Source organism: bacterium endosymbiont of Bathymodiolus sp. 5 South (genome assembly GCF_900128535.1).
GTDB lineage: Bacteria > Pseudomonadota > Gammaproteobacteria > PS1 > Pseudothioglobaceae > Thiodubiliella.
This window is the reverse complement of sequence record NZ_FQTR01000065.1, coordinates 1-11,340: the sequence shown is the minus strand read 5'-3', so window position 1 is coordinate 11,340 and position 11,340 is coordinate 1. Positions and strand designations below refer to the sequence as shown.

At 35.4% G+C, this 11,340-nt stretch carries 12 protein-coding genes; all 12 read right to left on the bottom strand.

Annotated features, from left to right (window positions below):
* Window positions 1-871 precede the first annotated feature (871 nt).
* From BBROOKSOX_RS06980 to BBROOKSOX_RS06925, 12 genes are read right to left on the bottom strand one after another with little or no spacing between them, the layout of a single operon-like run.
* Window positions 872-1,813: an ATPase, T2SS/T4P/T4SS family gene (locus tag BBROOKSOX_RS06980; protein WP_139660498.1), complete on the bottom strand. Its 942-nt coding sequence runs from the start codon at window positions 1,811-1,813 to the stop codon at window positions 872-874.
* Window position 1,814: 1 nt separating this feature from the next.
* The gene (locus BBROOKSOX_RS06975) at window positions 1,815-2,915 is read right to left on the bottom strand and encodes an SPASM domain-containing protein (protein WP_139660497.1); all 1,101 of its coding nucleotides are present in this window, start codon (window positions 2,913-2,915) and stop codon (window positions 1,815-1,817) included.
* A complete protein-coding gene (locus tag BBROOKSOX_RS06970) occupies window positions 2,912-3,550 on the bottom strand; it encodes a hypothetical protein (protein ID WP_218973708.1) in 639 nt (212 codons plus the stop codon). The genes BBROOKSOX_RS06975 and BBROOKSOX_RS06970 overlap by 4 nt, the downstream gene beginning before the upstream one ends.
* A gap of 40 nt (window positions 3,551-3,590) precedes the next feature.
* Window positions 3,591-4,601, bottom strand: a complete 1,011-nt coding sequence (locus tag BBROOKSOX_RS06965; RefSeq protein WP_139660495.1) for a radical SAM/SPASM domain-containing protein — start codon at window positions 4,599-4,601, stop codon at window positions 3,591-3,593.
* On the bottom strand, window positions 4,598-5,587 hold the full coding sequence (locus BBROOKSOX_RS06960) for a radical SAM protein (RefSeq protein ID WP_139660494.1): 990 nt from the start codon (window positions 5,585-5,587) through the stop codon (window positions 4,598-4,600). Before BBROOKSOX_RS06960 ends, BBROOKSOX_RS06965 begins: the two co-directional genes overlap by 4 nt.
* Window positions 5,584-6,753: a radical SAM protein gene (locus BBROOKSOX_RS06955; RefSeq protein ID WP_139660493.1), complete on the bottom strand. Its 1,170-nt coding sequence runs from the start codon at window positions 6,751-6,753 to the stop codon at window positions 5,584-5,586. The genes BBROOKSOX_RS06960 and BBROOKSOX_RS06955 overlap by 4 nt, the downstream gene beginning before the upstream one ends.
* A 29-nt stretch (window positions 6,754-6,782) precedes the next feature.
* Window positions 6,783-7,418 carry a hypothetical protein gene (locus BBROOKSOX_RS06950; RefSeq protein ID WP_139660492.1) on the bottom strand — a complete coding sequence of 212 codons (636 nt, stop codon included), beginning with the start codon at window positions 7,416-7,418 and terminating at the stop codon, window positions 6,783-6,785.
* 3 nt (window positions 7,419-7,421) lie between these two features.
* On the bottom strand, window positions 7,422-7,634 hold the full coding sequence (locus tag BBROOKSOX_RS06945; RefSeq protein ID WP_139699351.1) for a hypothetical protein: 213 nt from the start codon (window positions 7,632-7,634) through the stop codon (window positions 7,422-7,424).
* Entirely contained in the window at window positions 7,631-8,710 is a 1,080-nt protein-coding gene (locus BBROOKSOX_RS06940) for a hypothetical protein (protein WP_139660491.1), read from the bottom strand. The genes BBROOKSOX_RS06945 and BBROOKSOX_RS06940 overlap by 4 nt, the downstream gene beginning before the upstream one ends.
* Window positions 8,710-9,582, bottom strand: a complete 873-nt coding sequence (locus BBROOKSOX_RS06935; protein WP_139660490.1) for a type II secretion system protein — start codon at window positions 9,580-9,582, stop codon at window positions 8,710-8,712. Before BBROOKSOX_RS06935 ends, BBROOKSOX_RS06940 begins: the two co-directional genes overlap by 1 nt.
* A complete protein-coding gene (locus tag BBROOKSOX_RS06930; RefSeq protein WP_139660489.1) occupies window positions 9,579-10,724 on the bottom strand; it encodes a hypothetical protein in 1,146 nt (381 codons plus the stop codon). The genes BBROOKSOX_RS06935 and BBROOKSOX_RS06930 overlap by 4 nt, the downstream gene beginning before the upstream one ends.
* A gap of 23 nt (window positions 10,725-10,747) precedes the next feature.
* Window positions 10,748-11,206, bottom strand: coding sequence for a prepilin-type N-terminal cleavage/methylation domain-containing protein (locus BBROOKSOX_RS06925; protein WP_139660488.1), 459 nt, complete (start codon window positions 11,204-11,206; stop codon window positions 10,748-10,750).
* Window positions 11,207-11,340 lie beyond the last annotated feature (134 nt).

Sequence of the window (11,340 nt, the reverse complement as noted above, 5' to 3'; positions counted from 1 at the left end):
GCCCTTTGAGTTTGCCAATAAAAGGGCAAAGTATATACGCCATCGTCTTTACGCCATTGCTGCTAAAGTCATTAAAACAGGTAGAAAAGTTATTATTAAATGCCAGGCACAATACTATCAATTACTCACCAAGGTATTAAACGACATCAAAGCGTTTAAACCGTTATTATCCTGATTTAGAATAAATAACACTAAGGTTCATTACAAAATCCTGATTAGAGGAGGCTTTATGGCACCTGAAAAAACCAAATCATCCAAAATATTGGATAATTTACACCTGTTTTGTCAAATTCAGAGAAAATGCCTGTGTTTTGCTGAAGGCAGGGTTTGAATGGGGTGCATTTTTTTGGTTTTGATTGTGGGTTTGGGGTTTGGATGGTTCTATTTTTGGATTTGGGTCATAAGTGCAACAGCAAAATTCCAATTAACGCTAGCTCCGACACTTAGTGGGCTTAATAAACTTAAGCATTTTCTTGCTCTTAGTCTTTTAATCACATTATCTTTTAATGTTTTTTCTGCTGACAACCTTCCGCAACTTAACAAAGAATAATTCAACAAAGAAGCTTATCTAGATCTTAGTAAGCCTTATACCTATAACCGGAACAACCATCAAAGTTATACTAAAGAGGACAACCAAGCTACCATCTTGTTAAAAGAAGCGAGGAAAAGGGGCTTTATTCTCAAAAAAAAGATTATTGATACGAAAAAATAGTGGGTAAAATTGGAATTTAGCGTCCAGTCAAATGGGGGAACTTCAGACCGCCCCCTCTAAATATCATATTTACAAGTGCTAAAGCCGCCACCTCATCATCTTGCTCCACTCCGAATAGATTAATGCCAGTAATCGCTCCAAGCTAGCCAAAAAATTTATTCATTTTCTAATGCAATTAAGCAAAGTTTCATCAATGCCGTCAATGATAAGTTTCTGTTTTTTTTCAACCAGTGTCGTGCGATTTTTTTGCCTCAAATCACAAGCATTTAAAGTGAGTTGTGAATTATGATTCAACACTTGATTTAAAATGTTTTTCACTTTTCCATCTACTTCTAGCGATTCATAAAGGCAATATTTTTTTTTATCGGTAATGTGTATTAAGTGCTGTGCAACAATACCTTGTAACGATTGAACTAACAACTCATCGCCTTGTTCGTCTAAAAAAGCCCATAGCCTTGATATCGACTCTTTAATGCTGGATGCGTGTAGCGTAGCCAGTACTCTATGACCATTAAGACCTGCTCGAACTGCCTCTAATGCTGTTTCGGCGTCTCTAATCTCACCAATAACGATTGTTGTTGGATTTGCCCTAACTGCGTCAACAAGCCCCGTTTTAAAGTCTTTAACTTTTGTTCCAACCTCCCTTTGAAAAATCATATCCTTGTGGTGTAAATACTCAACAGGATCTTCAATGGTAATTGTTACGCCCAGTTCACCACTATTTAATAAACTATCAATAACTGTATTCATAGTTGTTGATTTTCCTGCACCTGTTGGCCCACAGAAAAGTGTCAATCCAGTACCTCTACATACACTCAAAACATCATCTGAACTAACACCTAATTCATCAAAACTAAGAATTTTTGATGGCAAAAGGCGCAGTGCCGCATTCCATCCTCGTTTAGAACAAAATAAATGCACTCGATAACGAACACCTTTCAACTCTTCAGTAAAGTCTTTTGTTTGAGCTTCTTGCAGTTGATATTTTTTCACCCAACTTTCAACCAAATCATAACTTAAATAAAATGTATTATCTAGTGCTAATTGCTGGTCTGTGTAACCAAAGCACCCTGTTTTTGTTAGATATATATTATTTATCATATTAAGAAATACTCTCAATGAGTGTTGGCTTTAGAATGGAATATTTTTTAACCCAATCTACATATTTCTTTGCACCATAACAATCATCACCTTTGTTGTTGTTTTTCCAAAACTCCATGAGGCAACAATTCCAACTATCGCACCCTATGCACTCTTTATTGTTATTACGATTAATTTGTCTGCGTATCCAACTCCTACGAGATTTACTTGTCAATATTTTTTCAAATGATTGTTTTAATATATTTCCAAACTTTTGCATAAATTCAATGTTGTTAAATTCGTCATAATTAGGCATAACCATATCGCCATTAGGCATCAGGAAAACAGTTTGCGCACCTGTATTTGACATGCTAGTACCGTTAATGTTCATTGAGTTAATGAACATTTCATTGCCTATTAAGAACACAGATCCGTCATTTGCATGTGTATCGTTGTTAAGATTAGTAAAACCAATCATAAAATCCGAAAACTCATTCATGCTTGTTGAGTGCTCGTCATACATACCAGTATTATCATTCCTAATATTTTTTTGAAATGGTAACCATCCGCATTCACGAATACCTAGCTCCATAAGTTTAACAAAAGTATTCTGATAACCATCAAACTGTATTGATTTATTGAATACGCTTAAAGTATTAATCTCTAAGCCTCTATCAAGCGCATTGACAACTTGTTTTTTCCAGGTCGTGTCATAACGCTCACCCCGCATCAAGCCGTCATATGATGTCTGTATTTTGCTGTTACAATATTTCTTCACAATGGGTGCCCACTCCTTAAGATTAACGCCTACCAATGCGCTCAGCAATATATGCCTGACCTTATGTGTTTTAAATGTACTATTGATAATATCGCACATATCACTAAACATCTTTACACCCATCGTAGTTGGCTCGCCACCATACCAATAAATATCTATTGCTGCATTCTGAATATTTTTGTCCTTATAATAATCTTTGATTTTTTCAACCGTGATTTTTATTTGCTCCAAACTTAAACAATCTTTAGAGCGTCTTTGCTCTTTGGTTAAATAGCAATGAGGGCAATCAAGTTTGCAATATAAACTTGGCATCATTGTTAGTATTAATCTGCCTGTTTCAATCATCTTTCATGCCTTTGTGGAATTAGTTTCATAGTGACTAAAAAAGTAATTCTATCAATTTTATCTATTAACGCTTGTTCTGAATAATGTTGGGTTCTATGCAACTGTAAAGGGTTTCTATTATCGCCGATGACGATACGGCCATTATCTGGATAAAACACCCCTTTTCGTTCAATGTTTTTATACCCTTGTTTTGATAGTTGCGCTACCCCATATTCAAGCCCAGCACCAAAAACTCTCGGCCACTCTTTATAATCAGACAAATAAACAAGTGCATAGATATCATCGTTACCTGGTCCATCCCAATGCCAATGAAAATCACTAACTCCATTCCAAAGTTCTATACTACTAATTTCAAATGTTGAATTATGTAATTTACATATTCCAGAATTGTATAAGGGGCTATTAAATATTATCTTAAAAAATTCAAAATAATGCTTTGGTCTATATTGTTTAATACTTTGTTGCATTTTAAATTCTTTTTCAAATTCTGATATATCAGATTCAATATCAATATTGTTAAATGCTTGTGACATCCATTTGGGGACTGACAACACCTCTTTATCGTTTTCATCATTTTTTATCCAAGTCTCCAATTCAATAAAATTATCCAACCTATCCAAATGTTGTTTTTTCAAAAAAACACTAGACATGCCTTTATTGTAAAAGTCGTTTAAATCAAACATGTACCTTACCTTTAACATAATTTAAAAAAGTTTTAAAACCTGCGCACTCTACTGAGTTCTTTGCAATATCAGTGTTTGCTAATACCCTGCACCCTCCCTTACAAGTTATCCAAAATTCACAACCAAAACATTCTGTTCTTGATCTATTGTGTTGCGCAACTTCTAATATATAAGCATTACTACTTAATTGTGTCTCAGTAGATTGCATTTGATTAATAACAATGTCTTTAACCTCTCCACCTTTAGCGACACAAGCATGTATCTTCCCGTTAGGTTCTACATTGACGCAACTCTCGCCAGCTGGACATCTAAGCCCATCATAATTACTCATACCTTGCAACAATCCATCAAATGGGGAGACAAAAATACCATCCTCACCGACTCTTCTTTTTTCAAGCGCCCATTCGGCTGATTCTATCATTGCTTGTGAAGTTATCATTGGATCTGGCGTTTCTGCAAGTGCATTCATAGTTGGCACCATGGCTGCTAAATGTACAGACCTAAAGCCAAAACCATAAACCTCATCTAGTGCCTTACTTACACCATAATCAATGACTGATTGACTCAGAGAGACACACAGATGGACATTATTGCCACACCCTCTGAGTTCTTTACATCTCTCTAGCCACTTGTCGTTATTAACCTCAATTCTTGCGTTTGGATCATAAGAAGTGGCTATATTTTGATACAACTTAGCGACCTTAACTGCCCGTGCATTTTGTAATGCGGTAACAATCATTATTTTTGAGCTTGGGAGCTTTGATAATATTGATAAGTATTGCTTATGCGTATCAATACCAACCAGTGTTGGTTCGCCGCCAATGATATGAACATCAGCATTAGTATCGCCAATTACATCAGCAATTTCTTGCATTTTATCCACTGACATTGACTGATCATTGTCTCTAATATCTTGATCGATATAACAATGAGAACAAGCCAGCTGACACTGACGAGTTACATTGATATGGAATAATCGACTATTTTTCGCTTGAGTTGTCATAACAGTAACCCCCCTGCGCAAACCCCGTCTTGTTGAATCGGCACATGAGAACTAAAACCTTGGCAATCATCAAACTCATTGCAACTAATACAAGGTCGTATCCGCTTCACTGCTCTTCTTTGATGTCGTTCTCTAATTCCAGATTCATTGAGTGCATCAATATCTACATACTGTAATTTTCTCATAGTTGAAAATAAGGGATTTGTTGTTACTGTAAAATTTGGATTTATAGTTAAAAAACCACCGCCTTCTAGCGTATTGAACCCATCCACTCTTGGTGCTATTCTTATATTATTGTCAACAACCCAATCATCAACTTTAATAGCGTTAACAAACGCCCAGTATTCTTTTAATGTTGCGTTACCAGTTAAGATTGGATAATGAAAACTATCAAAAACAGGGCTATTGTTGAAATCATCAAAATTAACAGAATAATCAAACGCCCAATCTTTGGCGCCAGACTGTTTCATAATGCTAATAATTGCTTCAGTACCAGCCATAATGGTTTCAATATTAAGTTCAACATTGACTGTGCAATTAATACCCGCTTCGGTCACTAAGGTTAAATGCTTAACAAACTTTTCTTGGTATTTGTATTCATTTCCATATAAAGTTTGTTTTTTCCCATTTGCATAGGTTGTTTCAATTTGACCAGAAAATTCATTCAATGACATTGCAACTAACCATTTCGGTAAATTAAACAAATTAGTTACTATTGTATGCCTTGCTTTCGGTAGTATGTTTGACACAATACGAATATAAGACCTTAGCCCCCCTTCCCCAACTATACTGGGTTCACCGCCCATATAAATCGCAACAGTATTATTACTCAGGTCAATACCTTGGCACCCTAATACTTCTGCAAAATAGTCATTACAAAGTAATGAGGCGTATTCATCTCTTAACTTTTTAGGAATATAACACTTTGGGCAATCCATGTTGCAAGCCCATGTTAAATTGATAAATAATTTATTAATTTGGTTCATTGCGTTACTACCTCTATAAACTTACTCTTTGAATGATCGACTCTTAAATCTTCCAATTTTTCTATTTTATCAATCCAATTAATAGAAACTTTTTCACCGTATTTTTTGATATTATCGTCAATTGATTTAAATATCACCTTCCACGCCATGCAATTATTCGGCCGTGAATAAAAGCTACCTGTCTCAGTAAACGACTCCATCATACAACCACCTTGGCAATACTTATACCACTGACATTGCTGGCATTCTTGATCGATATTTGTTTGTCGCTTACTTAGTGTTAGATACATCTCATCATCCCACTCACCACTGATAGCATTACCGAGTTTGCCTGCACCAACATCTGCCATTTCTTGGCAAGTATAAATATCGCCGTTAGGCTCAATATTAAGACTGTTTGCTGAACAACTACGCCAGTAGGGGCAACCTACTTCTGCGGTGCGCATTCCAAGCATTGACTTAGTCATTCTCATGAGCGGTTCAACCGCCGTTCGGCCATCAACAAACCACTCATCAATTAATTCTTTCCAATATTTACCAAGCAACTTTGGCTCTAAATAATCAATAGAGTGTTTGCCAGCAAAAACAGGGCGTATCGTTATTCTTGTTTGGGCTTTCTCTGCGATTCTATATTCGTCAACTACCTTATCAATATTGTCCTTATCAAAAACAATAACAGTGCCAATCGTGTCGCCTGAAATTTCGGATAAATAGTTAGCCCCCTTGGTTGCTAACTCTCTATATTTATCCGCATCACCATTGACTGTTCTTTTGTTCGTGAAAGAATCCTTTGATGTGCCAATACTATGCTCATCAATAATCCCTCTTAACGCATCAATCTTCTTTTTAGAGCCTATTAAATTACTTTGACACCCAACATCAACTCTCTCAACTTTACTACCTACAACCTCTCTTATTGCTTCAACAGCCTGTTTTAAGTACTCTGTGGGTAACACCATCACCTCACCACCAATGACTTCAGCACCACAGTATGTTTTTTCAGATGTTCTGGGTAAAAATTTGTCTAGTGCAAAAGTTAAAGATTTCTGCAAATCATCAATTAGCATTCTGTCTGAAGGTACATCGGATTCACAACTACAATAACTACAATCTGCATTGCAAGCAGTTGTTAATCTAATATGTAAGTTGAAACCAGGGTATTTCATTAGTATTTTTAAATATAAAACTTAGTTATCTATTCTGCCGCTTTCATCATGCATAATTCTATGTCTTGATAAAAGTTTGCGTCTTCCTTCTTAATGAAGTCTTCTAATTTCTGCTTAAACTCAGTAACAACAACTGTTTGCATGTTGTTGATAAAATGTAAAAGATAAGAATCGCTTGGATTGGCACTCAAATCTTTTAGTGTCTTAATATCATCGTTTGTTAAATATTTTTTATTTTTATCAATTAAATAACTCGTAGCAAGATATTCACAATAAGGCGTAATTGGATAGATAGTTTGTTCAAAATTACGCATTATCGGATTACGCCATAGTTGATACCAATCAATTACCTCTTTACAGTATTCACCCCACAATGCTTTACTTTTTTCATTGGGTGGTAGTAACGATAAAGACCATCCGCCATTTGAAATAATCGAGGCTAGATGTTGGTTTTCAAACTCAGTTCTAATCTCAAATGGTATTTCTAAAACAACCTTAATGCCAGCAATGGAATAAGAAAGCGCCACATCAATAATATCTGGGCTGATAATATCATTAATATCAGGAACTAATTTGATATAAACAATATTATCATCAACTTTTGGAGGCTGAATGAGTTCAGGATTACGATCTAAATTTATATCGCCACTACATAGCTCTAACATTTATTATCTCCAGCTTCGTGATGAATGAGACGCATGAGGTGGCGGAACATTAACGCTACCACCAAACCCGCTAGTATCAACATCGGTGCTATCCTCTCCCAGATATTGCTCATAAGCGGGTACCTTAGTTGCCATAATTGCCGCTGATGCGCTCACTATTGATTTAAATGATTTTGATAAAAATTCCCTTCTATTTACTCCTTCTTTTTTGATCATAATAATTCTCCTGTATTTATACTTTTAATCGTTTGTAGTAGTTGATAAGCACCAGAGCACTCACCCGAATTATCAATAACATTGTTATGAGCAGGACACCCACCATTACAAATATTGTTAAATTCACACTCAAAACAACCTGCCTTCACATTATTTTGATAGTTTTCTAATTGAGTTTCGCTATGTTTTGCAATTGCTGTGCATTTTTTTACCATATCTTCTTTACTGGAAAAGGTAAACATACTCGTTTGACATGCGCCTGATGCGCAAACATTATCTTGCTCACCTGTTTTAATCGCATCTTCCAAATCACAAAACGGTGAAATTGCTAACTTACTTACGGGATGTAAGTTTTTGTAACGCCTATAAGCCAAATAGAATTTACCCATTGCCTTTGAATATTCAAGATTACTAACACCAATCTTGCTCCAATTTTTAATCGCATCCCCTGTTGGTGTTATTTTTTCAATATGGATTTTATGCAGTTGCAGTAAACAAAGCCACTCAAAAAACAGCACACTTGTTTTAAGGCTTGTTACAATCTTTAAAAAAGGTTTTGCCGCAGTTATCGTTAACGCGGGTGAAAAATCATCTTGAAAATATTGGCTACTTCTTATCTCAAGAATTGACTCTTCAAAATAATCATAAAACTGTTCTGGCTTTAAATTAACACCTCTAATCTCTTTGTCCCAAGAAACGCCTATCATCTCTTTGTCAAAATACTGAGACAAAATTTGATACCATTTATTGCGCCTCTCTTTACTAAAATTCTTTAGAACAACTAAATTAGTTTGCACACCGTGCAAAAACTTAATACCTTGTGTATTGGCATTAAGTCCAATAATCAACCCTTCACATCTCTCAGGATCAATAAGCAACGGTTCACCGCCATGCCATTGCAACAAAACATTACCAGTTACGCCAGCATCACTTAACTGTCTAGGTATATCCAATATTTGTTTATCAGACATCGTTGCTGGGTTGGGCGGGATAAAGCAATGCTCGCAACGCAAATTACATTTTTCAGTCGGTCGCACATAGGCAATTGTATCAAATCTTTTTGTAATTTTATCCATCACCGATTCCAACTGCCATAATCGCAAAATGTTTCAGCAACACCTGTTATTGCAGAAAGCCCTGTTGTGCTAAGTCGCCATTGTTGGGCGCTTATTAATTCTATAAAACTAGCACTCCAAGAGACATTTCTAATGCCTGAACTACCTCCCACGATAGTCGTAATTCCGTGTATTCTTAGGATGATTTTAGCTGTACCTGTAATACTTCCTTGGGCGCAATCTGGCTTGTCGATTGTAGAAGTTAAAGAATTGAACGATACGCTTCCCATAGAAACAAATTTACCAATGCCTAATTTCAGATCTTGCCCGTTAAAATCTATATCTTGAACATTTTTAATAGCATGATCGTCCATATCTAAATCACCTTGCATTGCTCTTGACCCGTCTAGCGATAAAAATTGCGAGAGTGACAACGGTCGAGGAATAGAGCTTGCACTCGTGTCGTCATCAGGTGCTGCTAAAATTGTTGATCCAGGGTATTGGGCAGCAATGTAAGGCGCTGCGAAATCTTTATCACTTTTTACTTTAACTGTAAAGGTTGTTGTGTTGCATTCTGTTATATATTGTGTGTTATAAGGGCTTGTGGTGGTAATATAGTTTAAGTAGGCAGTAGGCGCATTTTTCAACACAGTAATAGCATCATTACAGTTGTTTGCAAAATCTGGATATTCACCTGTATCAGCAAGATAACCGCTAGCGGCTGCTTGAATATTTCCAATTTCTTGCATGGTTCTTTTTACATCCGCTTCAGCTTGTGAAAAAATATCCGCATTAATATCTGCTTTTATTTTTATCTGCACCATTACTGAAATAACTGCTAGTACAAACATTAATTCTATCAAAGAAAAGCCCAGCTGTTTATTTTTCATCATAATGATAAGCCAGTCGCATACACGCCAATAAAAAATGATATACTTAGAAGAACAATAGCGTTTCTAGTCGCTAACATCAAGGCAGATATCTTTTTTGCTTGTTTTTTTATTTGTAAATTCAGTGCCTCTATCATGCTTTCAACAATCTCACTTCTGATATTCTGGTTCTCAATTTCAAATATAACTGACATTTGTTTTGACAATTTATTTGAAATTGATGTGTTGACAATCGCTTGAGATAATGACTGCCCTTTACCGATATAATTAATCAGTTCATTGCCGATATTTTTTTGTATTTGTTTATAAAAATTAACAACATCAATATCTAAATAGTTAATTCTTTTCAGAGTTGCATAGATAGGTAAAAAGTTCACAGCACTCTTTAAGTCTTGCAAATCACCAACGCCTCTCCATGGTTGCATTTTTTTAAGTTTGTTAAGCGCTTTTTGATTAATAAACGAAAAAACAAGCAAAGCTATCGCCACAACCAAAATAAAAACAATACTACCAATATTGTTAACAATAAAATTTATCAAAGTAACCGTGATTGGTTCTGCAATCTTTTTAGCTTGAATAATTTTATTGTAAGGGTCTGCTAGCATAAACGACATGCCCAGAATCAAACTCATAGAAACTGCGCTAAACGCAACATTCGGCAATATATTAGCTTTATAAATTCCTACTACCTCATTTGAAGATTTAGAATATTTTTTAGCTTCTTTAAAAGCTTGAGACATATTGCCAGCACTACCTGTCTGTAGCAAAATAACAATGACTTGATCAACATTCATTAAGCTAAGCATTTGGGTCAATGAAAGCCCTTGCAGACTCCATATTTGAGTTTGATTTTTTAAATTTCTATTTTTTGGGTAGAGGTCTAAAACAGTGTCTACCAATGACTGCTCTAAAGTCTTAGAACCAGACAAATGAGTTGCTTCTAATGTTGATAAGATAATCAATAAATCTTCATCTTCAATAATCTGCCTAAGCGCCCCAAAATCTCTACTTTTTTTTAAAATCTGAGGCGGATTAATGAACAACTTTGTAGCAATATCTTTATCAATACTATCACCTATGTCGTCAACAACAACAATCGATGATGCAATGACATTAGCAACAATATATTTAACCAAAAATCTCATTTACTTGTTTTTGTTTATATTATTTATTTTCTTAAATAAGTTATTTGTAAACTTTTACTTGCGTACTTAGTCTTAGAGATATCTGTAGAAATACGAGGTAATTCTTTCACATACTCAACCACTTCAGCTCCAATGTCGTCTGCATCACTACACGATGTTAATGGGTATGTCAAAACAACCTCTGTTGCAGATGCAGCAATTGTCCATGTATCTCCACACACAGTTTTTTCCTTAAGTGTCTGCACTTTTCGCATTAAACTAGATTTATTGCAAGTGGTTAAGTCACCTCTATGTAGTTTTGCGCATACTGACACAGCTGAAGGAATAGCAATCGCTATATCTGTAATAATTTCTTGTTTTGAACTGAACATCTTTCCACCCACCACCAACACAGCGACCGTTAATGTCGAAATAATTGCCATGACAATCATTAATTCCATTAAAGAAAAACCCTGTTGTTTTATTTTTTTATTGTTTATCATTTTTTCCTCTTATTTTTATTGAGACCTTTGCATAAATAGGGATGATTAGCAAAATCCAATTTTTGCCCAATTGGTGATTTCTTTAAACCTTGTCCTAGCAGGGCTAAGGCTGGGTTTAAAAAATCGCCAAGTGG

Coding starts and splice junctions, on each gene's coding strand:
- BBROOKSOX_RS06980 (WP_139660498.1), bottom strand. CDS start 1,813: ATGATAAATAATATATATCTAACAAAAACAGGGTGCTTTGGTTACACA.
- BBROOKSOX_RS06975 (WP_139660497.1), bottom strand. CDS start 2,915: ATGATTGAAACAGGCAGATTAATACTAACAATGATGCCAAGTTTATAT.
- BBROOKSOX_RS06965 (WP_139660495.1), bottom strand. CDS start 4,601: ATGACAACTCAAGCGAAAAATAGTCGATTATTCCATATCAATGTAACT.
- BBROOKSOX_RS06960 (WP_139660494.1), bottom strand. CDS start 5,587: ATGAACCAAATTAATAAATTATTTATCAATTTAACATGGGCTTGCAAC.
- BBROOKSOX_RS06955 (WP_139660493.1), bottom strand. CDS start 6,753: ATGAAATACCCTGGTTTCAACTTACATATTAGATTAACAACTGCTTGC.
- BBROOKSOX_RS06950 (WP_139660492.1), bottom strand. CDS start 7,418: ATGTTAGAGCTATGTAGTGGCGATATAAATTTAGATCGTAATCCTGAA.
- BBROOKSOX_RS06945 (WP_139699351.1), bottom strand. CDS start 7,634: ATGATCAAAAAAGAAGGAGTAAATAGAAGGGAATTTTTATCAAAATCA.
- BBROOKSOX_RS06940 (WP_139660491.1), bottom strand. CDS start 8,710: ATGGATAAAATTACAAAAAGATTTGATACAATTGCCTATGTGCGACCG.
- BBROOKSOX_RS06935 (WP_139660490.1), bottom strand. CDS start 9,582: ATGATGAAAAATAAACAGCTGGGCTTTTCTTTGATAGAATTAATGTTT.
- BBROOKSOX_RS06930 (WP_139660489.1), bottom strand. CDS start 10,724: ATGAGATTTTTGGTTAAATATATTGTTGCTAATGTCATTGCATCATCG.
- BBROOKSOX_RS06925 (WP_139660488.1), bottom strand. CDS start 11,206: ATGATAAACAATAAAAAAATAAAACAACAGGGTTTTTCTTTAATGGAA.